Annotated in this window: 18 protein-coding genes; 5 read left to right on the top strand and 13 right to left on the bottom strand. The window is 64.2% G+C overall.

Features of this window, described 5'->3' with window-relative positions:
• Positions 1–39: 39 nt before the first annotated feature.
• The 3 genes from eno to ACP7EY_RS03720 all read right to left on the bottom strand — a co-directional run bounded on the left by eno (position 40) and on the right by ACP7EY_RS03720 (position 3,944).
• Positions 40–1,326, bottom strand: coding sequence for a phosphopyruvate hydratase (gene eno, locus ACP7EY_RS03730; protein ID WP_426190598.1), 1,287 nt, complete (start codon positions 1,324–1,326; stop codon positions 40–42).
• An 84-nt stretch (positions 1,327–1,410) separates the two neighbouring features.
• The gene (kdsA, locus tag ACP7EY_RS03725) at positions 1,411–2,262 is read right to left on the bottom strand and encodes a 3-deoxy-8-phosphooctulonate synthase (protein ID WP_426190597.1); all 852 of its coding nucleotides are present in this window, start codon (positions 2,260–2,262) and stop codon (positions 1,411–1,413) included.
• A complete protein-coding gene (locus tag ACP7EY_RS03720; RefSeq protein ID WP_426190595.1) occupies positions 2,259–3,944 on the bottom strand; it encodes a CTP synthase in 1,686 nt (561 codons plus the stop codon). The genes kdsA and ACP7EY_RS03720 overlap by 4 nt, the downstream gene beginning before the upstream one ends.
• Before the next feature lie 266 nt (positions 3,945–4,210).
• Here ACP7EY_RS03720 and ACP7EY_RS03715 point away from each other — a divergent pair, with 266 nt between their 5' ends.
• The 3 genes from ACP7EY_RS03715 to ACP7EY_RS03705 all read left to right on the top strand — a co-directional run bounded on the left by ACP7EY_RS03715 (position 4,211) and on the right by ACP7EY_RS03705 (position 6,940).
• Complete coding sequence (locus ACP7EY_RS03715) at positions 4,211–5,353, top strand: YjgN family protein (RefSeq protein WP_426190593.1); 1,143 nt, start codon at positions 4,211–4,213, stop codon at positions 5,351–5,353.
• A gap of 7 nt (positions 5,354–5,360) precedes the next feature.
• Positions 5,361–6,425 (top strand): M48 family metallopeptidase, encoded by a 1,065-nt coding sequence (locus ACP7EY_RS03710; protein ID WP_426190591.1) that lies wholly within the window; start codon positions 5,361–5,363, stop codon positions 6,423–6,425.
• Positions 6,426–6,532: 107 nt separating this feature from the next.
• Positions 6,533–6,940 carry a PRC-barrel domain-containing protein gene (locus ACP7EY_RS03705; RefSeq protein ID WP_426190589.1) on the top strand — a complete coding sequence of 136 codons (408 nt, stop codon included), beginning with the start codon at positions 6,533–6,535 and terminating at the stop codon, positions 6,938–6,940.
• A 156-nt stretch (positions 6,941–7,096) separates the two neighbouring features.
• Here the strand turns inward: ACP7EY_RS03705 and ACP7EY_RS03700 are convergent, their stop codons facing one another.
• A complete protein-coding gene (locus tag ACP7EY_RS03700; protein WP_426190587.1) occupies positions 7,097–10,276 on the bottom strand; it encodes an error-prone DNA polymerase in 3,180 nt (1,059 codons plus the stop codon).
• Between the two features lie 247 nt (positions 10,277–10,523).
• Between ACP7EY_RS03700 and ACP7EY_RS03695 the strand changes: the two genes are divergently transcribed.
• Entirely contained in the window at positions 10,524–11,141 is a 618-nt protein-coding gene (locus tag ACP7EY_RS03695) for a TIR domain-containing protein (protein ID WP_426190585.1), read from the top strand.
• Here ACP7EY_RS03695 and ACP7EY_RS03690 read toward each other — a convergent pair.
• The 5 genes from ACP7EY_RS03690 to ACP7EY_RS03670 all read right to left on the bottom strand — a co-directional run bounded on the left by ACP7EY_RS03690 (position 11,116) and on the right by ACP7EY_RS03670 (position 15,456).
• Complete coding sequence (locus ACP7EY_RS03690; RefSeq protein WP_426190583.1) at positions 11,116–11,727, bottom strand: hypothetical protein; 612 nt, start codon at positions 11,725–11,727, stop codon at positions 11,116–11,118. The genes ACP7EY_RS03695 and ACP7EY_RS03690 overlap by 26 nt on opposite strands.
• 87 nt (positions 11,728–11,814) lie before the next feature.
• The gene (locus ACP7EY_RS03685; RefSeq protein ID WP_426190581.1) at positions 11,815–12,609 is read right to left on the bottom strand and encodes a peptidoglycan recognition protein family protein; all 795 of its coding nucleotides are present in this window, start codon (positions 12,607–12,609) and stop codon (positions 11,815–11,817) included.
• Positions 12,606–13,622: a hypothetical protein gene (locus ACP7EY_RS03680; RefSeq protein WP_426190579.1), complete on the bottom strand. Its 1,017-nt coding sequence runs from the start codon at positions 13,620–13,622 to the stop codon at positions 12,606–12,608. The genes ACP7EY_RS03685 and ACP7EY_RS03680 overlap by 4 nt, the downstream gene beginning before the upstream one ends.
• A 113-nt stretch (positions 13,623–13,735) precedes the next feature.
• Positions 13,736–13,942: a hypothetical protein gene (locus ACP7EY_RS03675; protein WP_426190577.1), complete on the bottom strand. Its 207-nt coding sequence runs from the start codon at positions 13,940–13,942 to the stop codon at positions 13,736–13,738.
• 137 nt (positions 13,943–14,079) lie between these two features.
• Positions 14,080–15,456 carry an NAD-dependent succinate-semialdehyde dehydrogenase gene (locus ACP7EY_RS03670; protein ID WP_426190575.1) on the bottom strand — a complete coding sequence of 459 codons (1,377 nt, stop codon included), beginning with the start codon at positions 15,454–15,456 and terminating at the stop codon, positions 14,080–14,082.
• Positions 15,457–15,680: 224 nt separating this feature from the next.
• Between ACP7EY_RS03670 and ACP7EY_RS03665 the strand changes: the two genes are divergently transcribed.
• Positions 15,681–18,080 (top strand): TonB-dependent receptor plug domain-containing protein, encoded by a 2,400-nt coding sequence (locus ACP7EY_RS03665; RefSeq protein WP_426190573.1) that lies wholly within the window; start codon positions 15,681–15,683, stop codon positions 18,078–18,080.
• Between the two features lie 41 nt (positions 18,081–18,121).
• Here the strand turns inward: ACP7EY_RS03665 and ACP7EY_RS03660 are convergent, their stop codons facing one another.
• From ACP7EY_RS03660 to ACP7EY_RS03645, 4 genes are all read right to left on the bottom strand, one after another.
• Positions 18,122–18,466: a winged helix-turn-helix domain-containing protein gene (locus ACP7EY_RS03660; protein WP_426190571.1), complete on the bottom strand. Its 345-nt coding sequence runs from the start codon at positions 18,464–18,466 to the stop codon at positions 18,122–18,124.
• Between the two features lie 53 nt (positions 18,467–18,519).
• Positions 18,520–19,638 (bottom strand): molybdenum ABC transporter ATP-binding protein, encoded by a 1,119-nt coding sequence (gene modC / locus ACP7EY_RS03655; RefSeq protein WP_426190569.1) that lies wholly within the window; start codon positions 19,636–19,638, stop codon positions 18,520–18,522.
• Positions 19,635–20,309, bottom strand: a complete 675-nt coding sequence (modB, locus tag ACP7EY_RS03650) for a molybdate ABC transporter permease subunit (RefSeq protein ID WP_426190567.1) — start codon at positions 20,307–20,309, stop codon at positions 19,635–19,637. The genes modC and modB overlap by 4 nt, the downstream gene beginning before the upstream one ends.
• 403 nt (positions 20,310–20,712) lie before the next feature.
• On the bottom strand, positions 20,713–23,706 hold the full coding sequence (locus ACP7EY_RS03645; protein ID WP_426190565.1) for a Tn3 family transposase: 2,994 nt from the start codon (positions 23,704–23,706) through the stop codon (positions 20,713–20,715).
• Positions 23,707–23,753 lie beyond the last annotated feature (47 nt).

Below are 23,753 nucleotides of genomic sequence, written 5' to 3'. Positions count from 1 at the left end.
AGGTGGGCCGGCCAGCGGGGAGCCGGCCGGTCGCTGCAATTACTTCAGGTTGTAGAACGCGTCGCGGCCCGGGTAGCTGGCGATGTCGCCCAGGTCTTCCTCGATGCGCAGCAACTGGTTGTACTTGGCCATGCGGTCCGAACGCGACATCGAGCCCGTCTTGATCTGCAAGGCGTTCATGCCCACGGCAATGTCGGCAATCGTCGAATCCTCGGTCTCGCCCGAGCGGTGCGAGATGACGGCCGTGTAACCGGCGCGCTTGGCCATTTCGATGGCGGCGAAGGTTTCGGTCAGGGTGCCGATCTGGTTGATTTTAATCAGGATCGAGTTGGCGATGCCCTTCGAGATGCCTTCCTTGAAAATCTTGGTGTTGGTGACGTACAGATCGTCGCCCACCAGCTGCACGCGCTTGCCCAGGGCGTCGGTGAGGATTTTCCAGCCTTCCCAGTCGCCTTCGGCCATCGCGTCTTCGATCGAGATGATCGGGTACTTGTCGCACCAGGTTGCCAGCAGATTGGTGAAATCGGTGGCCGTGAGCGACAGGCCGCCTTCGCCGGCCAGCACGTACTTGCCGTCCTTGTAGAACTCGCTGGCGGCGCAATCGAGGCCCAGGGCGATCTGCGTGCCCGGCTCGTAGCCCGCTTCTTCGATCGCCTGCATGATCAGCTTGATGGCTTCTTCATGGCTCGACACGTTCGGCGCGAAACCGCCTTCGTCGCCCACCGAGGTGGCCAGGCCCTTCGAATGTAAAATCTTCTTCAGGGTATGAAACACTTCGGCGCCATAGCGCACCGCTTCCTTGAACGACGGCGCGCCCAGGGGAATGATCATGAATTCCTGGATGTCCAGGTTATTGTCGGCGTGCGCGCCGCCGTTGATGACGTTCATCATCGGCACCGGCATCTGCATGGCGCCCGAACCGCCGAAATAACGGTACAGGGGCAGGCCCGCTTCTTCGGCGGCAGCCTTGGCCACGGCCATCGACACGGCCAGCATGGCGTTGGCGCCCAGGCGGCTCTTGTTTTCAGTACCGTCCAGGTCGATCAGGGTGCGGTCGAGGAAAGCTTGTTCGTTGGCGTCGAGGCCCATGATGGCTTCGGAGATCTCGGTGTTGATGTTTTCGCAGGCCTGCAGCACGCCCTTGCCGAAATAGCGCTTCGGGTCGCCGTCACGCAGTTCCATCGCTTCGCGCGAACCGGTCGAGGCGCCGGACGGCACCGAGGCACGGCCCATGACGCCGGACTCGAGCAGGACGTCGCATTCGACGGTGGGATTGCCGCGCGAATCGATAATTTCACGACCGATAATGTCAACGATAGCACTCATGTATGTCTCCAAAGGTAAGAAAAGCGGAGGCCGGCTTCTGTGAGCCGGCCTGCAATGCGGTACGAGAAACGCCAGGGGCGCCGGTCAGAAGCTCGCTTCCATGAAGCCGGTGCGCTTGACGATGCGGTCGATCTCGACGAGCGTGGTCAGCAACTCCTTCATGCGGCCCAAGGGCATGGCATTCGGGCCATCGGACATCGCCACGGCGGGATTCGGATGGGTTTCCATGAACAGGCCGGCGATGCCGGCGGCCACGGCGGCGCGCGCCAGCACGGGAATGTGTTCGCGCTGTCCGCCCGACGAGGTGCCCTGCCCGCCCGGCAACTGCACCGAGTGGGTGCCGTCGAAGACGACCGGGCAATGCGATTCGCGCATGATGGCCAGCGAACGCATGTCCGACACCAGGTTGTTGTAGCCGAACGACACCCCGCGTTCGCAGGCCATGAAGTTGTCTTCGTTGACACCGGCGGCGCGGGCCGCGGCGCGCGCCTTGTCGATGACGTTTTTCATGTCATGGGGCGCGAGGAACTGGCCCTTCTTGATATTCACCGGCAAGCCGGTCTGGGCGCAGGCGACGATGAAATCGGTCTGGCGGCACAGGAAGGCGGGGGTCTGGATGATGTCGACGACGGCGCACACGGCGGGCAGCTCGTCGATGGTATGCACATCGGTGAGCACGGGCACGCCGATTTCGCGTTTGACGTCGGCCAGGATTTCCAGGCCTTTTTCCATGCCGGGACCCCGAAAGGTCGAACCCGACGAGCGGTTGGCCTTGTCGAACGACGATTTATAGATGAACGGAATACCGAGCGCCGCCGTCATTTCTTTCAGGGTGCCGGCCGTGTCCATGGCCATCTGGCGCGATTCGATCACGCAGGTGCCGGCGATGAGGAAGAACGGCTGGTCGAGGCCGACGTCGAAACCACAAAGCTTCATGCTGCATCTCCTTCCAACACGGGGGCCGGGGCCGACGCGGCGGCGTGGGCCTGCTTGTGCGCCAGCGCAGCGACGATGAACGAGGTGAACAAGGGGTGACCCGCGCGCGGCGTCGATTTGAATTCGGGATGGTACTGCACACCCATGTACCAAGGGTGGGCGTGTTCACCGGTGCGTGGCAGTTCCATGATTTCGCACAGGTTTTCGGTCGGCGTACGGGCCGACACCACCAGCCCGGCCGCTTCGACGCGCGCCAGGTAATGGTTGTTCGCCTCGTAGCGGTGACGGTGGCGCTCGGTGACCACGCTGCCGTAGATTTCGGCGGCCAGGGTGCCCGGGTTGACGGCGCAGGTTTGCGCGCCCAGGCGCATGGTGCCGCCCAAGTCCGAACTTTCGTCGCGCTTTTCCACTTTGCCGTCATGGTTCTGCCACTCGTTGATCAGGGCGACGACGGGCTGGTCGGTGTCCGGATCGAACTCGGTCGAGTTGGCGTTGGCCATGCCCGCTTCGTGACGCGCGTATTCGATCAGCGCCACCTGCATGCCCAGGCAGATGCCCAGGTAGGGGATCTTGTTTTCGCGGGCATAACGAGCCGCCATGATCTTGCCTTCGACGCCGCGCTTGCCGAAGCCGCCCGGCACCAGGATCGCATCGTACTTCGCCAGATCCGCGCAGCCCTTGGTCTCGATGTCTTCCGAATCGACGTACTCGATATTGACGCGGCTTTCCGTGTGGATGCCGGCGTGGCGCAGCGCTTCCGTGAGCGACTTGTACGACTCGGTCAGGTCGACATACTTGCCGACCATGCCGATGGTGACGTCGGTCTTCGGGTGTTCCAGCGCATAAATGAGCTTGGTCCACACGGACAGGTCGGCCGGCGGCGCTTCCAGGCCCAGGGCTTCGAGGATGATGGCGTCGAGACCCTGGTCGTGCAGCATCTGCGGCACTTTATAGATGGTGTCGACGTCCCAGACGGAAATGACAGCCTGCTCTTCGACGTTCGAGAACAGCGAAATTTTCGCCCGCTCGTCGGCGGGAATGGGGCGGTCGGCGCGGCACAGCAGCGCGTTGGGCGAAATGCCGATCTCGCGCAGCTTTTGCACGCTGTGCTGGGTGGGCTTGGTTTTGAGTTCGCCGGCCGAGGCGATGTAGGGCACCAGCGTCAGGTGCACGAACGCGGCCGACTTGCGGCCCGCGCGCAGCGACAACTGGCGCGCCGCCTCGAGGAAGGGCAGCGACTCGATATCGCCCACCGTGCCGCCGATTTCCACCAGCGCCACGTCGACGCCTTCGGCGCCCCGGTAGATGTAATCCTGGATTTCGTTGGTGATGTGCGGAATGACCTGCACCGTCTTGCCCAGATACTCGCCGCGGCGTTCCTTGCGGATCACCGATTCATAGATCTGGCCCGTCGTGAAATTGTTCACCTTGCGCATGCGGGTGCTGATGAAGCGCTCGTAGTGGCCGAGGTCGAGATCGGTCTCGGCGCCATCATCGGTGACGAACACTTCACCGTGCTGCATGGGGCTCATGGTACCCGGATCGACGTTGATGTACGGATCGAGCTTGAGCATGGTGACTTTGAGGCCACGCGATTCAAGGATCGCGGCGAGAGAGGCGGCGGCAATTCCCTTACCCAGGGAAGAGACGACACCACCGGTGACGAAGACAAATTTGGTCATTGCAGATAGTGCCGAATGGCACGTGCGGGAAATTGAAATTATACCCGATCACGACAGTTACTGCTCTAAAACAAGGCAAAAAAAAGCCGGCCGGCAGGGTCCACGCACGCTATGGCGGCACCGCCAAATCGTCGCGCGCCAGCGTCCCAAGCGGGCGACAACATTGCCACTGTCGCATTTTTGCCCATTAAGTATTGATTTTTTACTAAAATTCTGCGGTGCTCGCTACAATTAAATATTTACTGCGAACAATAAAAAAGGGGACCATGGATACACATGTCGATGCTCGCGAGGCCCTGCCAGGCTCGCCAATGCAGGCCAGCGACGAGACGCTGGTGCCCGTGTTCACGGGCAGCGGCAAGGAATATTTTCGCATCTGGATCGTCAACCTGTGCCTGACGGTGGCGACCCTGGGCATCTATTCGGCCTGGGCCAAGGTGCGCCGCCTGCAGTACTTCGACCGCAATACCTCGCTGGGCGGGGCGGTGTTCGATTTTCGCGGCGACCCGAAAGCGATCCTGCGGGGCCGCCTGCTGGCACTGGTGATGCTGGTGTGCTACCACTACGCCTTCGGCTTTGCCTCGAGCGTTTCGCTGGCCATCATCGGCGCCCTTGGGCTGGCCCTGCCCTTCCTGATGCGCGGCGCCTTGCGTTTCCGCCTGCACAATACCGAGTACCGCGGCATTGCCTTCGGCTTTGACGGCAGCGCCGCCGGCGCCTATGCGACCTTTCTGCCGGTCCTGCTCATGGTCGTGCTGCCGGGCTTGCTCGTGACCATGGCCCCCACCAATCCGCTGGTGTTCTTCAGTTTCCTGCTGTACCTGCTGTGGCCGCTGCTGCATGCCCGGATGACCAGCTACCAGCGCGCCCATGCCCGCTTCGGCACGGCTGCCGCCGCTTTCGCCGTCTCCCCCTGGACCTTCTACAAGCTCTACCTGGTGGCATTCGGCCTGAGCCTGGCCGCCACCATGGCCTTCGGTATTCTCGCGGCCGGCTTTGGCATCGCCGCTAGCATCGGCGGCAAGTCGGCCGGCTGGCTGACGACCATCGCCGGCGTCGCTGGCGTGCTGCTCTATTACGTGGCCGTGTTGATGTGCATCCCCTACATGACGGCGCGGATCGCCAACCTGGCCTGGTCGAGCACGCATTTTCCCGGCATCACCATCACCAGTGCCATGTCGGCGCGCGCCTTCGCCCGCCTGCAGGTGGTCAACGTGCTGCTGACGATCGTGACGCTGGGCCTGTTCTGGCCGTTCGCGGTGGTGCGCGTCCACCGCTTCCGCCTCGCCGCCATGACCATCGTCGCCAGCGGCGGCTTCGAGCACGTGCTGGCGCAGGCGGCGGCCCATCGGGGCAGCGCCAGCGGCGACGGCGCCGCCGACCTGTTCGGCTTTGATTTTTCCTGGTGAGGCAACAATGAGCAATGCACAGTATTTTGACGGCGTCAGCGCGCGCCTGCACCAGGTCGAGCTGAGCACGGCCGACGGCCACCTGCACCTGGCCGGCCCCGGCATCGACTGGCGCGGCCGGCTCGACCAGGTGCGCCTGGCCGAGCCCTTCCTCGATGCGCCCTCGGTCCTGTATTTGCCGGGCGGCGCCCGCTGCGAAGTGGCCGATCCGCAGGCGCGGGCGGCAGTGGCGGCGGCGCTGGCCTACCGGCCCGGCCTGGTGGTGCGCTGGCAGCGCCACTGGTATGCGGCGCTGGCCGCGCTGGTGCTGCTGCTGGCCGTGGGCGCGGCGGTGTGGGTCTGGGTGCTGCCGGCGGCGGCCGAAAAGATCGCCGCCAATGTGCCCGACGCGTTTGACGGGCGCCTCGGCGCCAGCGCGCTGGCGGGCCTGGAAGCGAAGGTGTTTGCGCCGTCGACGCTGTCACAAGCGCAAGTGGCGGCCCTGCAGGCGATGCTGGCCGAGGTGGCGCCGGCCAGTCCGCGCCACCGGCTGCGCCTGCTCAACCGCAGCGCTCCCGCGCTGGGGCCGAACGCGCTGGCCCTGCCGGACGGCACCATCATCATCACCGACCAACTGGTGCTGGCCGTGCTGGGCAAGCAGACCACGTTCGACGACGAGATGCGGGCCGGCCTGATGGGCGTGCTGGCCCATGAAGTGGGCCACGTGCAGCGGCGCCACAGCGTGCGCGCCCTGGCGCGCTCGTCGCTGACGGCGGCCGCCTCGGCGGCGCTGCTGGGCGACTTCAGCGCCGTCGCCGCCGGCATTCCCGCCGTGCTGGCCAACCTGCACTACTCGCGGGCGATGGAAACCGAAGCGGACCTGTACGCCGTCGACACCTTGCACCGCAAGGGCATCTCGACGCAGCCGCTGGCGAAGCTGCTGGACTGGCTGGAAGAATCGGAGCGCAAGAGCATCGAGCACAATCTGCCCGCCTGGATGAAGCAGGCCCTGCCCTACGCCGCCAGCCATCCGGGCGCCTACGAGCGCAGCCGGCGCATGATCGAGGCCGAGCAGGCGGCCGAAAAAAAATAAGCGAGTCCGGCCTTGATGCACGGGAGCCAAGGGGGCTAAGTGCGTGCGCGTACAGACCGAACGGGAATGGCGGCCTATGCTGGTCGCTTCATCTTACGGAGGTCACCATGTCTATTTTGAACCGCGATACTTTTGGAATGTACTCGAACAAGAACAACAAGGGCCCGGGTCCTGAACTGATGGGCGCGGACACCCTCATTGGCGACCACGTCCACAACCTGAAAGACGAGCACCTGGGCGAGATCAAGGAAATCATGCTCGACATGCGCACCGGTAAGATCGCCTACGCCGTGATGGCCAGCGGCGGCGTGCTGGGCATCGGCGAAAAGCTGTTCGCCGTGCCCTGGCAAGCGCTGACGCTCGACACCGTCAACCACCGCATGACCTTGAACATGGACCAGGAAAAAATCGAAGCGGCGCCAGGCTTCGACACCGACCACTGGCCTGACATGGCCGACCAGACCTGGTCGAGCCAGATTCATGGTTATTACGGGACAATCAACGAACAAAAGTAAAAACCTACTTTTGTTCGGGATGGTCAGATAAAAATGCCCTCGGCAGAGCCGAGGGCATTTTCAGTATACGCAAACCCGATGCTGTTCACGGGTCGCCTCGGGGATGTGGTGGTTCGATGGGGATCGGGTACGGGGTTTTCTTTCAGATGCCTTTGATTAGCAGAAGTCGCGGCTTTCGGTGCCCAGTTTGCCCAGCAGGTGCGACAGGTCGACCAGCCGGCGCGCCACCAAGTGGCGCACATTGCCCTCGCATTGCCAGATGCCGTAGACGCCCAGTAAATGCGCGCGCAGGACTTCGCTTCTCTGCTGCTCGACCAGTTTGGGCCAGACGATCACGTTCACATTGCCCGTTTCATCTTCCAGCGTCAGAAACAGCACGCCCTTCGCCGTGCCCGGACGCTGGCGCACGGTGACGATGCCGCAGCCCCTGGCCAACTGGCCGTTCTGGTAGTGGCCCAGCACCTCGGCGCTCATGAAACGCTGCTTGAACAGGCGCGGGCGCAGCAGCGCCAGCGGGTGGCGGCCCAGGGTCAGGCCGTGCGAACGGTAGTCGCCGACGATGTCCTCGCCCTCGCTGGGCGCGGCCAGTTCGGGCACCACTTCGTCCGGCGTGGTGGGCCGCAACAGGTCCTTGTCGGGCACCGCGCCAACGGCTTGCCACAAGGCCTCGCGGCGGTGGCCGGCCAGCGCCACCAGCGCATTCGAGGCGGCCAGCACCTGCAGGTCGCCTCGGTCGAGGCTGGCGCGGCGGGCCAGGTCGGTGACGCTGTCGAAGGGCCGGATCGCACGCGCATCCTCGATGCGCGCCGCCACCTCGCGCCCCATGCCCCGCTGCAGGGACAGCCCCAGGCGCACGGCCGGCTGGCGCGTGCGGTCCGGGTCGACTTCTTCCAGGGTCGATTCCCAGTCGCTCACGGTGATGTCGATGGGCCGCACGTCGATGCCGTGACGGCGCGCGTCCTGCACCAGTTGCGACGGACTGTAAAACCCCATCGGCTGACTATTGAGCAGCGCGCACAAGAACGCCGCCGGTTCATGCCGCTTCATCCACGAACTGGCATACGCGAGCAGGGCAAAGCTGGCGGCGTGCGATTCCGGGAAACCGTATTCACCGAAACCCTGGATTTGCGCAAAAATCGATTCGGCAAAAGCCAGCGGGTAACCACGTTCAAGCATGCCGCCGACGATGCGCTGGTAATACTGCTCGAGGCCGCCCTTGCGCTTCCACGCCGCCATCGCCCGGCGCAGCTGGTCCGCTTCCCCGGGCGTGAATCCCGCCGCCAGGATCGCCACCTGCATCACCTGCTCCTGGAAAATCGGCACGCCCAGCGTGCGTTCGAGGGCGCCCTTGATTTCCTCTTTCGGGTACTCGGGCTGCTCGAGCCCCTGGCGGCGGCGCAGGTAGGGATGGACCATGCCGCCCTGGATCGGCCCCGGGCGCACCACCGCCACTTCGATGACGAGGTCGTAAAACACCCGCGGCTTCATGCGCGGCAGCATGCTCATCTGGGCGCGCGATTCGATCTGGAACACGCCCACCGTGTCGGCCTCGCAAATCATGTCGTAGGTGGCGACGTCGTCGTGGGGAATGTCCTGCATCTCGAACACCGTGCCGTGGCGTCCGCCGATCAGCGCCAGCCCCCGCCGCAGCATCGACAGCATGCCCAGCGCCAGCACGTCGACCTTCATCAGGCCCAGTTCTTCCAGGTCGTTCTTGTCCCACTGGATGACACTGCGGTCGGCCATCGCCGCGTTTTCAATCGGCACCAGGCGCGACAATTTCCCCCGCGCGATGACGAAGCCGCCCGGATGCTGCGACAAGTGGCGGGGAAAACCCAGCAACAAGCTCGCCAGCGTGGCCCACTGCTCGGCCAGTTCGGACGCGGGGTCGAGGCCGCACTCGGCCAGGCGATTGATGAGGTCGTGCTTGCTGTCGAACCAGTAATGGGTCTTGGCCACTTTTTCGACGATGGCCAGGTCGATGCCCAGCGCCCGGCCGCTGTCGCGCAGCGCGCTTTTCGGCCGGTAGCTGATCACCACGCCGGCCAGCGCGGCGCGGGTGCGGCCGTACTTGTTATAGATATATTGAATGACTTCTTCGCGGCGCTGGTGCTCGAAGTCGACGTCGATATCGGGCGGCTCGTTGCGTTCCCGGGAAATGAAGCGCTCGAACAGCAGATTGGCGCGGGCCGGATCGACCTCGGTGATGCCCAGGCAATAGCAGACGGCCGAATTGGCGGCCGAGCCCCGGCCCTGGCACAGGATATTGTTCGCGCGGGCGAAGCGGACGATGTCGTAGACGGTCAGAAAATACTGCTCATACGTCATTTCCGTAATCAGGCCCAGTTCGTGCTCGATCTGCGCCTGCACGGCGGCCGGAATGCCATCGCGAAAGCGCCGGTGCGCGCCGATATAGGTTTCGCTGCGCAGGTAAGAGGCCGGCGTATGGCCGGCCGGCACCACCTCATTCGGATACTCGTAGCGCAATTCGTCGAGCGAAAACGTGCACAGGCTGGCGATGCGCAGCGTTTCGGCCAGCGCCGCCGGCGCATAGATATTCGCCAGGCGCAGGCGCGCCCGCAAATGCTGCTCGGCGTTCTGCGCCAGCGCATAGCCGCACTCGGCCAACGGCTTGCCCAGGCGGATGGCCGACAAGGTGTCCTGCAAGGGCTTGCGGGAGCGCACGTGCATGCAGACGTGGCCGATCGCCGTCACCGGCAAGCGGTGCTGCGCCGCCACTTCCTCGATGGTGAGACGGTGCGCTTCGTCGTAGGCGCGGTGCAGCAGGTTCAGGCCCAGCCAGGCCCGCCCCGTGCCAAACACCTTCGCCATCCAGCCGGCCTGGATGTGCAGGCGGTCGACGGCGGCGGCATCGTGGCCCGGATAGGCCGGTAACAGGATGGCCAGGCAATCGGGCATGCCCGCCAAATGCGCGAACTGGGCCGGCGGCGCCGCCAGGTCGGCCGGGCTTAACAGGTAGGTGCCCTTGTCGCCGCGGGTGCGGCCGATGGTGATCAGCTCGGCCAGGTTGCCGTAGCCATTGCGGTTTTGCGCCAGCAAAATGAGCGACAGGGCCGTCGCGCCATCGTCGCCCGCCAGGTGGAAATGGGCGCCGATGAGCAGGGGCAGCGCCGCTTTTTTTGCCTCTGCATGGGCGCGCACCACGCCGGCCAGCGAGCACTCGTCGGTCAGCGCCAGCGCCGCATAACCGAGCTGTACAGCGCGCGCCACCAGTTCCTCGGCGTGCGAGGCGCCCTGCAAAAAAGTAAAGTTCGACAGGCAAAACAGCTCGGCGTAGTCGGGCAAGCCTGGCGGCGGCAAAGGGGGGGGCTGCATGATTTAACTGAACAAGAAACTACTGTATAAAAACACAGTATAGCTGATCAGTGCAATCTCAGCCAAGGTGGCCCTGCGCGCGGGGCGAACAGGGCGCCACGCCGGAATTGATCGGCCGCCCTGCAAACGGCTGGCCCGCCCGCCGCTGCGATCGCCCACATGGCGTCGCGCGCGTCAAACATGGAACCGTCATCCGTTTTTGCAGTCTAAATACGGGTCGATTCAGAAAATAAAAATCGGAGTTCTCGTGCGCATATTCATTGGATCATCTTCGCAAGCGGTGGCAACAGGCGACCTGGGCCTGGTATCAGACTTGCTTAAGGCTGCCAACTTCACACCCTGCCCGTGGACAGCCCCGGAAGCATTTCTGCCTGGTGTGAGCACATGGGAAAATTTACTGAAAATGCTCGACGATGTCGATGCAGCCGCCTTTGTCTTTCGAGAAGACGACTATCTGCACAAGGACAGCCATGCTTTACCGCTCATTCGCGATAACGTGCTGCTGGAATTCGGATTATTTTCCGGCAGACTGGGGCCGAGCCGCTGCGTCTTTTTCAAGAAAGGCGAGCCAAAGCTGCCCGAAGACCTTAAGGGTATCACCTGGGTTGCACTGGAAGATGGCCCACAGACCATGGGGACGCTCGTCAAATGGCGCGAGGCGATGGAAGCACGCGAAGCCGATCCGAAAAATCTTTCTGCATTGCAAATCGAAACCATCGTCAAAGCGATGTCCAGCACGGACATCACCCCCGACAATATCATGTTGCTCATGCGAAAACTGGGCGTCAACACAAGCGACGTCAACCTTGCGCTGAGGGGGCAACTCGCCGCTGCGGCCACTACCGCGCCAACGCTGCCTGCCTAATATTTTGCAATCTGAACTCCGGGCCGCCGAAATCGGCCGCATCGCGCACTTTCATTCGGCAAAACATGGGACTGCTGAAAAGTGCCGCGGCACATGCATAATCGAGATCGTGCAGAGAAAAACGCAAGTTGAAATGGTTTGCCGTGGATATCGCTTTGCGCGGACCGATGTAGCGATTGAGGTCGTCACTGCAAAACAGGGCAGGACTGGCTTGCCCCGAGTTCGCATAACCGCAGTGCAAAGCCAGCGGATTGCTGAGATTCCCACCAAGGTAGACCACGAACGAGCGGCCCTGCACTGCGCTGTCGCGCCCGCTTATTTCAAGGGTCGTCCCGCCCACGTTACCGTTCCACGATTGCGCAAACGCCGGTGCCATGGGCACACACAGCGCCATGGCCAACGCCGTCCAGTGCCACCAGGGCGTGCCGGCTCGCCCCAGACGGCGGCGATGGCGGCACAAGGGCGGGCCGGGCGGCAAGCAGGTGCCGCCCGGCCCGCCACGCCATCGGGCCACCACCTGTCGCCCCCATTGCCACGCCTGGAAATAGCGGCAAGCATGCAAGCCTTGTACACGCCGGTCAGCCATGACGAACTCCTTTACAAGCGCATTGCCCCGGGCCTGATTCGCCGCTGTGCCAACCCAATCCGGCCCGTGCAATCGATGACGGCGTGATCAGGGGTGATTGTCGAACGTCTTCCACATGTTCGGGCCAACGAGCCCGTCCGGAATGACCCCGCACCTTCGCTGGAACTCGCGCAGGGCAGCTTCGGTGATCCCGTCGAAGTCGCCACTGGGCGGTACCGCGCAGCTGAGCTGGATGCGCTTGACCAACTCGCCACCGCTGCCGCGCCGCAAGGTCAGCCGAGGAGCCACCTCACCGGCGGCGGCCACCGCTTCGATCGCAGGGATCTGGGTCAATGGGGCAAACGTGCCGCTCATGATGGCTTTCACGTTCGCCCGAAACAGGTCCATATCGAACAAAGGGTCGATCTTGCGCCCGCGCGGCAAGGCATATTCCTTGTGACCGACACAGAAATCCGCGCTGCGGCCCACGTGCGTCAAGATGGCGGCAACGCCGTAGCGATACGCCTCCATCTGGATATCGGGCCAACGGTCATCGCTGCGTCCGGCATTCTCCGCCTCGATGCCGATAAAGCTGCGATTGCCACTGCTGATGCCACGCCATACACCAGCGCCGGCATGGTTGCACCGGCCTGCTGCGATCACGTAATAGGTGCCGTCGCGGCCCAGCCCCAGTTGCGCCAATGGCCCGGGCAGATCGGGGCGGCCAAGCGCCAGGGTATCGAGGCTGGGCATATTGCCGCTGCGCGGCCCGGCCGTGTGATGGCACATCACGCCCATCACGCGGTCCATCGCACCGCCGAGGCTGTCCCAGCCCGGCCTGACGGCGACTTTCAGACCCGCCGACTCAAGAACCTCTGGCAACCATATCAAGGGGAGCGTCATGATGCTACCCCTCCCCGCGCTGGCGGCAGTACTGCATCGGAAGTGGGCGCAAGAATCGGCGTACAGCATCCATCGATGCTGTCCTCATCGACGACCGGCGACTCCTGCAGGGGCGCCAGCCTGACGGACAGGGACGCCGATTCACCGCCCCCCGGGGGCGGGCTCAATACGCTCACTTGCAGTGTGCCATCGGCCAGATCCTCCTCGAGCAGGGTGGCCGTCAGCCGGGTCGCGTCGGTGACGACGGTTGCGCGGCTCTTGTTGTTGACGCGCACCACCGAACCGGGCACAAAACCCGAACCGATGAGTGTCACTGTTGCACTGCCCGCGCCCGCATCGACACTGGGCGGTATCACACTGGTGAGCACGGGAACCTTGTTATCGAGCGCGTCACTCCGCTTGGCGTCCCCCTCGGTCGTGGTTTTGAACATGGTGGTGAACACTTCGCTGAGCTTGTCCGTCGCCTGCTTGGTGAACATGCCCACCAGCCCGGCGAGCGCCACCACGCCATAGATATTGACATTGACCTCTTTCGACTGACCGCCATTGAGCAGCAGGCCGCCATTGAGCGCCAGATAGACGATCGCGGCCAGCGCCATTGCAATAAAGGGCCTGAGCAGATACCACCAGATCCAGTTCGCGGACAGGCGGTCGTTGCCCACAAAATCGCCGAATGAGGTCGCCGCATGAATGAAACTGCCCAGCGCGCCCGCGACCATCACCGCCATCAGAATCCTGGTGCCGGCGTTGGCAGCAACACAGACTCGCGGCAGCACGCAAAAGACGGGAATGGTTTCCTTCGTTTCCCGGCTGCCATCGAATCCTGTATTCCACAGCAATAAAAGCACATAGGCCAGTGAGGCAGCAAGGACGATCAAGCCGATACCAACCAGGCGCCCCTGCGTCGCTGTGGCTGCGGCACTGACGGGGGGCGGGACGGGTGGGCCCGCCGGTCCGAACTGCGCTTGAAAGGATGTGCCAGACTTGTTGATCCTGCGATCATAGACGTCCATATCCACTCCCATATACAGTCAAGTAATAGGCCATAGAAACATGGGATGCACCGTGCGACAGATCCAAGGGGAGAGTCGATGCGCGGTGCGTGTAGTCTATCAATACGCTCGTATCAAAAAAACAAAAAACGCTGGCGCGCGCACACTTTCGACTGACCGATATCAATATCGGTTGCATTAGTCACTTCCTCGATGGAGAGACAGTGCGCTGCGTCGCAGGCGCTGTGCAGCAAGTCCAGGCGCGGCCTGGCCCGCACCGTGCCAAACATCTTCGCCATCGAGCCGGCCTGGATGTGCCGGCGGTCGAGGGCGGCGCTCACCAACACCCTCCTTCCCCGAGGCGCCACATGAACAGCATCGGGTTTGCGTATACTAAAAAAGCCCCACGGCTCTGCCGGGGGGCTTTTTTATCTGGCTAAACCAAACAAAAGTAGGGGTGTACTTTTGTTTGATGCATTTATCCCGCCACCACCATCAACTTCTTGTTGACGAACTCCATGATGCCCAGGTCGCCCAGCTCGCGGCCATAGCCCGAACGCTTGACGCCGCCGAACGGCAGTTGCGGCTGCGAGGTGCTGGACGAATTGATGAACACCATGCCCGTTTCGATGCGCGCCGCCATGGCCTTGCCGCGCGCGATGTCGCCCGTGAACATCGAACCACCCAGGCCGAAGCGCGAGTCGTTGGCAATGGCGACGATGGCGTCGTCGTCGGCGGCGACGAACACTTGCGCCACGGGGCCGAAAAATTCTTCGTAGAACATCGGATTGGCCGGGGTGACGCCCGTCAAGATGGTCGGCTCATAGAAAAAGCCCTGGCGCGGCGCCGGCTTGCCGCCGATGACGACGGTGGCGCCGTGGGCGACGGCGTCGCTGACCTGGCGCTCGAGATTGTCGCGCGCGCCTTTCGAGGACAGGGGCCCGAGCGTGGTGGCCGGATCCATCGGGTCGCCCATGGTGGCCGCCTGCATGTGGCCGGTGAAAGCGGCCAGGAAGGCGTCGGCCACCTTGGCGTGCAGGATAAAGCGCTTGGCGGCCGTGCACACCTGGCCCGCGTTCGACAGGCGCGCGCCGGCGCCCACCTTGGCCGCCTTGGCGACGTCGGCGTCGTCGAGCACCACGAAGACATCGCTGCCACCGAGCTCGAGCGTGGATTTTTTCAGCATTTCGGAAGCGCGCGCGGCCACCGCGCTGCCGGCCCGTTCGGAGCCCGTCAGGGCCACGCCCTGGATGCGGTCATCGCCGATCAGGGCGGCCACCTGCTCCTTGGTGATGAACAGGTTGACCAGGACGCCCGCGGGCGCGCCGGCGTCACGCACCAGGGTTTCGAACAGTTCGGCACACTGGGGCACGTTTTCGGCGTGCTTGAGCAGCACCGGGTTGCCCACGGCGATGGCCGGCGCCACCACGCGGATGAGCTGATACAGGGGGAAATTCCATGGCTCGACGGCCACCAGCACGCCCACCGGGAAGTGCTCGACCACCGCTTCGCCGCGCGCGATCGGGTACGGCACCGGCGCCAGCATGGTCTTGGCCTGCTCGGCGTAGTAGCGGGCAATGCCGATACACAACTTGACTTCGCCCTGGCCCTGCGCCAGCGGCTTGCCCATTTCGGTGGCCATGGCTGTGGCGAACACGTCAACGCGCTGCTCGAGCAAATCGGCCAGGCGAGCGAGCACCGCCAGGCGGGTCTCGATGGGCCCGCGCGACCAGTCGGACTGGTACACGGCGTGGGCCTGGGTCAGCGCCGCTTCGACCTGTTCATCGGTGTGCAGGGTAAAACTCTTGACCAGTTCTTCAGTGAACGGGTTGATGCTCGCGTAATGGTGGGACATGGTGACTTTCGTGGTCTTCGATACCAGGCAGTGTAGAAGAATTTGCGCCAGCGTGTCGAACCGCAGGACAGACCGCATGGCGGTGCGTTGCGCACTATCACAGTGCAAGCCAATCAGCCTAGTCCAAATAATTATGTTTCCATAGCGTTGTGACATGTCCACATTGGGCCACGGCGCCCCAAAACAGTGCTTAAAATAAAATTTTGCCTTCAGGAGAATGTCGCGTGTTCCCAATCGCCCCCCTTCGTCATGCAGTCCTGCTCAGTTTGTACGGAAGCGCCGCCCTGGCCGCCTTCGCCCCTGCTGCCATGGCCCAGAGCACCCCTGCCGCACCCGTGGCCAGCGAGATCCAGACCGTCAGCGTGGTCGGCTCGCGCCGCGCCGGCAACGCCTCGGCCATCGACACGGTGGCGCCGGTGGACGTCATTTCCCTCAGCAAGGCCAGCGAAACGGGCGCCCAGTTCGACCTGGCCCAGACGCTCACGTATATTTCGCCCTCGTTCAACTCGACCCGCCAGACGGGCGCCGATGGCGCCGACCTGGTCGACTCGGCCGCCCTGCGCGGGCTCGGTTCGGACCAGACCCTGGTGCTGATGAACGGCAAGCGCCGCCACACCACGGCGCTGGTGAATATTTTCGGCGCCCGCAATCGCGGCAACACGGGCACCGACATGAACGCCATTCCCCTGCTGGCGATCCGCAACGTGCAAGTATTGCGCGATGGCGCGGCCGCCCAGTACGGCTCGGACGCCATCGCCGGCGTCATCAATATCGAACTCAAGCGCAGCCTCGGTTGCGAAGCCGTCACCGGTGCCGGCGAATACTCGGCGCGCGACGGCAAGAACTACATGGGCTCGGCCTATTGCGGTTTCCAGGTGGGCGATGGCGGCGTCATCGGCATCACCGGCGAAGTGCTCAACCGGGGCCGCTCGAACCGCGCCGATGCCGACAGCCCCCGCATCATCGGCGATTCGCTGGTAAGAAACCGCACCCTGTATGTCAATGGCGACATCCCCGCCGGCCCCGACGGCAAGCTCTACTTCACGCTGGGCGTGCAGGACCGCTACGGCTCGAGCGCCGCCTTCGGTCGCGGCGGCATCGGCTCGGGCGACATTCCATCGAAGAACGCGGCCGCCATGTACCCGAACGGCTTCGCCCCGTTTATCAACGCCGACGTCGATGACCGCTACGGCACCATCGGTTACCGCGCCAGGATCGGCGAATGGAACGGCGACCTGTCGCAGACCTACGGCTACAACAAGATGCGCTACAACATCAGCCACACCCTGAACGCCTCGATCGCCAACCTGGACCTGCTCAATGGCGGCCGTGGCGTCAGCGCCAGCACCTTCAACGCGGGCGGCTTTTCCTTTGAACAGCTGACCACCAACGCCGACCTGAGCCGTTTTTATGGCGACATCCTCGGCGGCCTCAACGTCGCTTTCGGCGCCGAACACCGCCGCGAGAACTACCAGATTTTCGCCGGCGAGCCCGGCTCCTACAGCGACGCCGACGGCCTCGGTTTCGGCGGCAACGCCGGCAGCCAGGGCTTTCCCGGCTTCCAGCCGGGCGACGCCACCAACCAGCGCCGCCACAGCAGCGCCGCCTACCTCGACCTGGAAGCGGACCTGACGGCCAGGCTGAAGGTGCAGACGGCGCTGCGCCACGAAAAATACAGCGACTTCGGCTCGACCACCACCGGCAAGCTGGCCGGCAGCTTCAAGCTGGCCGACGGCGTGCTGCTGCGCGGCTCGGCCAGCACGGGCTTCCGTGCGCCGTCGTTGCAGCAGGTGTATTTCTCGTCGACCTTCACCGATTTCGTGGGCGGCGTCGCCAAGGACGTGGTGTTCGCCCCCAACGGCGGCGCCGTCACCACCGCGGCCGGCATCCCGAAACTGAAAGAAGAAAAGTCGACCAGTTTCACCCTGGGCGCGACCTGGTCGCCGACGGCGCAGACGGCCATTACCGCCGACCTGTACCGGATTAACATCGACGACCGCATCGTGCTGTCGGGCCGCTTCGACTCAAGCAACTATCCGGTCCTGGGCAACATCCTGCTCAACCTGGGCGTGGCGTCGGCGCAGTTCTTCGTCAATTCCATCGACACCCGCACCCAGGGCCTGGACTTGACGGTGTCGAACAAGCGCAGCCTGTGGGGCGGTCGCCTGAACACCTTCCTGGCCGCCAACTTCAGCAAGACCGAAGTGCGCAACGTCCACGCGCCGGCCTCGCTGGCCGGCTTCGAAAACGTCCTGCTGTCCGAGCGCGAGCGCCTGTTCATCGAGCAGGGCGGCCCCCGTCGCAAGGCCACGCTGGACTTCGACTACACCTACGGCAAGGTGGAAACGGACTTCAAGATCATCCACTTCGGTCCGCAAACCCTGGGCACCTTCTCCGGCCCGCCGACGCCGGCCATGAAATACGAAGCGAAGACCTCGGCCGACCTGGCCTTCACCTATGCGTTCACGGAAAAAACCAAGTTCACCATGGGCGCGGCGAACATTTTTAATGTGAAGCCGACGGTGCAGGATGCCAACGAGACCGACAACGGCTTCAAGTACGAAAGCGTGCAGTTCGGCCTGAACGGCACCGCGTATTTTGCCCGTCTCTGGCATAAATTCTGACGCCAGCAGGTCACGGGAGGGGCGCGTCCTGAAGCGAAGGCTTAGGGCTGCAGCTCTCCCATCAATGCTTCGAGGTGCGGCTGCGCAGCAGCGGCGGCCGCCGCCTCCATCTGCCTGAACCGGGCCAGCACCCGCTCACCGGTCACGGTCAGGTGTGCCCCGCCCCCCTTCTGTCCACCCGCCGCACCCTGCACCAGCGGCGTGCTGAAACAGCGGTTCATCACGTCCACCAGCAACCAGGCGCGCCGGTACGACATGTTCATGGCGCGCGCGGCGGCACTGATCGAGCCGGTGACGCGGATGGCCTCGAGCAGGTCGGCCTTGCCCGGTCCCAGCGCGACTTCCGGGCCGCGCAGCAGGCGCAGGGCCAATGTGGTGGTGTGCATCGATCGTCTCCCGGCGAACGCAGATTAATAAGTGGGCCTGAATGGGGCCAAGGTTAGCGCAGGGACAGCAGGGCCGTCGCCTTCACTTGCGCCCACACCGTCAGGCCGGCCGTCAGGCCCAACTGGTCGTGCGAGCGGCGGGTGATGCGCGCGAGCAGGGGCGCGCCGCCGGCGTCGAGGCGGACGACGACGTGGGCGGCGTCGCTGGCCGGCCAGGTCGCCACCACCTGCGCGCGCAACTGGTTCATGATCGAGCTGTCGCCATGCGCGCTCAAGGTCAGGCTGACGTCGCGCGCCAGCACGCGCAGGCGCACGCTGGCGCCGTCGGCCACGGGTGCGTGGGCGACGAACATGGCGCCATGGCTGCCCACGCGCAGGCGCAACAGGCCGTAGGGCGCGTCGTAGCCGTCGCTGATGCCATCGACGACCATGCCGGCGTCTTCCGACAGCGCCATCGAGACATCCAGCCGCGCCAGCGTTTGCGCCGCCGGCCCGCTGGTGATGACCTTGCCCGCCTCGAGCAGCACCACGTGGTCGGCCAGCCGCGCCACCTCTTCGGTCGAGTGGCTGACATAGACCATCGGAATGCCCAGTTCGCGCTGCATGCTTTCCAGGTAGGGCAGCACCTCTTCCTTGCGCTTGCCGTCGAGCGAGGCGAGCGGCTCGTCGAGCAGCATCAGGCGCGGCCGCGTCAGCAGCGCGCGGGCAATCGCCACGCGCTGGCGCTCGCCGCCCGACAGGCCGGTGGCGCGCCGCGCCAGCAGGTGGCCGATGCCCAGCAGATCGATGGCGCGCGCGAGCGCGGCGGCGCTGTCGGCCAGCGTGCCGCCGGCCCGCTTGCGGGCAAACTCGAGGTTGCCCGCCACCGACAGGTGGGAAAACAGGCTCGCTTCCTGGAACACGTAGCCGATGCTGCGCCGGTGCGGCGGCACGAACACGCCGCGCCGCTCGTCCTGCCAGGTGTCGCCGTTGACCACCACCTGGCCGCCGGCGTGCCGGTCCAGACCGGCAATGGCGCGCAAGACCGTCGTCTTGCCGGAGCCGGAATGGCCGAACAGGGCGCTCACCCCGCGCGCCGGCAGGGTCAGCTCGAGCTGCATGGAAAATGTGCCCCGCGCCAGCGTCAAGGCCACCTCGATGGGCGCCGCGGGATCGAAGCGGTCGCCCTTCATGCGCGCGCCCGGGTGGGATTGAAGGTATAGAGCAGCAGCAGCGCCGCAAAGCTAAACAGCAGCATGCCGCCGGCCAGCCAGTGCGCCTGCGCGTACTCGAGCGCTTCGACGTGATCGTAGATCTGCACCGAGACGACGCGGGTCTTGTCGGGGATATTCCCGCCCATCATCAGCACCACCCCGAATTCGCCCACCGTATGGGCAAACCCCAGCGTCGCCGCCGTCAGGAAGCCAGGCTTGGCCAGCGGCACCACCACCGTAAAAAAGGTGTCGAGGGGACCGGCGCGCAAGGTGGCCGCCACTTCCAGCGGCCGGCTGCCGATCGCCTCGAAGGCGTTTTGCAGGGGCTGGACGACAAACGGCAAGGAATACAGGACGGAGCCCACCACCAGGCCGGCAAAGGTGAACGGCAGCAGGCCCAGGCCCAGCGACTGCGTGAACTGGCCGATCGGCCCGTGCGGCCCCATGCTGATCAGCAAATAAAACCCCAGCACGGACGGCGGCAGCACCAGCGGTAAGGCGACGATGGCGACGATCACGCCCTTCAGGCGAGAACGGGTACGCGCCAGCCACCAGGCCACCGGCGTTCCAAGCAGCAATAGCAACAGGGTCACGATGGTGGCCAGTTTCATGGTCAACCAGATCGCGCCCCAATCTCCCGAATCGAGCATGCGCAATGCTAGAGCGCGCCCGCATGGGCGACGACGGCCCCTTGCGGCTGGCCAGCGTGGGTCGAGCCGGCCGCGCCTGGGCACGGCAGCAATACGGTAAAACGCAACATGGCAACCTTCGACAGCAATCGATATATAGACAAGTATATAAGGAAGTACGGGGCGGCGGTCAAGCGGCGGTGGCGGGGGTGGGAGGGGAGGCCGGCAGGTCGCTATATTCTGTGATATATTGCGCGACCATTTATTATTCATTATGGGGTATGAGGTGCAGTGGAACGGAAAACCGGGTTAAGGAAAATCCATGATCTGACGCGGCACGGCCATACTGGCATGGCATAAAGGATCATGCCGTTACTACTTTCTGGTCTATGTGTCATTTCTGGCCGTATCCTGGTTGGCCGCTCTACTCATCGCTAGCTGGGTTGCGCAATGGCCGCAGCTCACCCTTGGCCACCGCGTCCGGCACCGAGAACGAGTACCGACCTAGCATGTTGATGTGCTCATGCAGCAACGGCGACAGCCTGGCCACGTCCTCATCCCGGACCTCGAAGCCGTCCGCGCGCGGTTGGTTCAATGCAGCCTCCATGTAGCTTGTGTTCCACAGCACGATCATGTTGAGCACCAGGCCGAGCGCACCGAGCTGGTCTTCCTGGCCTTCGCGGTAGTGCTGGCGCAGTTCGCCGCGCTTTCCGTGGAAGACAGCGCGGGCGACGCTATGCCGCCCCTCGCCCCGGTTGAGCTGGGTCAGAGTGCCACGGCGCTTGGCTTTATCATCGATGTACGTCAGCGTATGCAAGGTTTTGTCGATGCGGCCGAATTCTGCGATGGCCTGGGCTAGTCTGGTCGGCCGCTCGCCCACTTGGAGCGTGCGCATGATGCCCGCAGCCGGCACCCGGCCGAGCTTGAGCGAGCCGGCCAGGCGCAGCATGTCGTCCCAATGCGGCTCGATCTTTTGTAGACTGATATTGTGTCCGGATACAGAATTCAGCAGCCCGTAGTCGGCTTTGGTATCGATCCGCCAGAAGCGCGTACCGCCGACATCGGCAAGGCGCGGGCTGAATCGGTACCCAAGCAAGCGAAACAGCCCGAACACCACATCGCTGTAGGCACCCGTGTCCGTCATGATCTGCGTCGGCTGAAGATCGGTTTGCTGTTCCAGGACGACGGCCAGCAGGACTAGGCTGTCGCGCAGGGTGCCCGGCACCGTGATGTCGTTCAGCCCGGAAAACTGGTTCGATATCAGGTTGTACCAGGTCACGCCGCGACCGACGCCGAAGTATTTCGGGTTTGGCCCGGAATGCACCGACCGCACCGGCACCACGAACCGCATGCCGTCGGCCGACGCGACCTCGCCGCCGCCCCACACGCTGGCCAGCGCCGAACGGCCCTGCGCCGCGACCAGCATCGTGTTCGCCGCCGTGATCGTGTCGTCGCGCAGGTAGTTCTGGTCCACCCAGGACAACCTGTCGCGCTTGAGCGCCGGAACGTCGCCGCGAATCAGCGGTTCCGGTCCGGTGTTGCAGGCCTCGGCCATCAGCACCGCGCAGATGCTCACATGCAGATCGGAAGCGCGCGCGGTGCGCTCCGATATGTGGGTGAAGGCGTCCGTAAAACGAGTGCGGGCGGCAATCTCCAGGATCAGTTCCGGCAGATCGACGCGCGGCAGCATGCCTGTGACCTTGGCGCGTAGCGCGATCAGCGACGCCGGCTCAACCATCCTATCGAGGGGACTGAGCACCAGTTCTTGTTTGTCGCCCACCTTCTCAAACCGCACGGCCGGATTGTCGGGCAACCTGGCGGCGACAGCCTGGTAGGTGCGGTCCAGTTCATCGGCAAGGGCCGTCAATGTCGGCCCCGGTACCGCCGACAGGCCCAGTGTGCGGCAAATGATCGGACGCGTGGATTCCCATTCAGCGCTATCGAGTAGGCCGGCGCGCGGATCGGAGTACCGCCAGCTCGGGGCCACGAACACGTCGCGCCGGCGCAGCGCAATACGCAGCTCGGACAGAACACAGAAGGTGTAGGCGTGGAAATCAATGGCATCACCCTCGCGCAGCACATGGCGCTGCCATGGCTTGGTGATGATTTCGCGTGGCGCGTCCTTGTCGGGTCTCTTCACCATCATGTTGGCGCGAAGCCAGGCAAAGGCGGCGATGAACGGCTCTCCAGCGGCATTCGCGCCAAAGTGGATGTGTTCGGCCAGCGCGGGCAGAAAGCGGCGCACGGTCTTGTACTTGGCATCAAGCTCCTGGTAGTAAACATTGTCGCTCGGCCGAATCAGTTTGTTGACGCCGGCAAGGGCCAGCGCGAGTGCGTCCGGCGAAATTCTCGCGAATAGCTGGTTGCGCAGCTCGGCATCGGGCACGGTATCGTCCAGCAGCATTTGGCAAGCGCTGGCGAGGGTGGCCGCCGCTTCGTCAAGGTCTTTGAGCGAGCGAAGGCGCGATTTCTTGTCGGCCTTCACTGCATCACCGAATAGCTCTTGCAAGATAACTTCGAGCACTTCCAGGGCGTCATCCTGTGCCGATGCTTCGAGGCAGTGCACGAACGCGACCAGGGTTGCCACGCGGCGCAGCACTGGCAGGCGCAGGATCGCGCTGGCCTTGGCGGCGCCGGCGAACCGGGCCAGGGCCGCGACCCGCGTGGCCGGGATGCGCGTGGCGGCCGGCAACCGGATGCCAAGCTCGCGAACGGCTTGCAGCCGCATCAGCGCTAGGCTCATTGACCGGCTGCTGGCCACGACCGGCCCGGTGCGTAGGCGGTCAAGCGGCGAATTCCGACTGCCACCAGAAGAAACCAGGAGGCCTTCCAACCGTGTTTGCTGGTCCAGGCTAATTCCACTGCCAAGCGAGCGCCATAAGCGCTCCTCGACGCGGCTGCGCAGGCGCGCAACGTAGCGTTCGAGGGTGGTGCAGCCTGGTAGCAGTACCTTGTGCGTCACAAGCCATGTTGTGGCACGCTCGAACAGCACGCTCGGCCGGTCGGTGCCGGTCCAGCAAAGAGCGTACAGCCACCGGGTCAGGCGGAAGGCAACCAGGGGTTCCGTGAAGTCGACGTAGCCATAGGTTGCGCGAATTTCAGTCGCATGCTGCCAGCGCTGCTCGCCGGCACTATAGGCGCTTGTCTTGTCCAGCGCCTCGATGCGCAGCTGCTTGGCCAGCGTCCACAGCACGGGCTGGGGCACTGCCAGCGGGTCTTCCAGGAACGTGCCCAAGTAGCGTACCGTCCCGAGCTGGACGGCGAAGCCCAGCCGATTGTGCGCCCCACGCTTTTGCGCGATCAGCACATGGTCAGTGTCGTCCAGGTGGAAATACCGGGCAAGGTCGTGGGGCGACGGTGGGCCTGCGTAGCGACCGTAGTTTTCGCGCTGGTCGTTCGAGAGAAAGCTGACTGGCATGAGTTCTCCTGCTGAGCTGGGGCCGGTCATTATGCCGGGTCCCTACA

The sequence above is a fragment of the Massilia sp. DWR3-1-1 genome (genome assembly GCF_049898325.1).
GTDB lineage: Bacteria > Pseudomonadota > Gammaproteobacteria > Burkholderiales > Burkholderiaceae_D > JAFCUW01.
The sequence above is the reverse complement of the archived record's forward strand: the minus strand, read 5'-3'. Positions and strand labels throughout refer to the sequence as shown.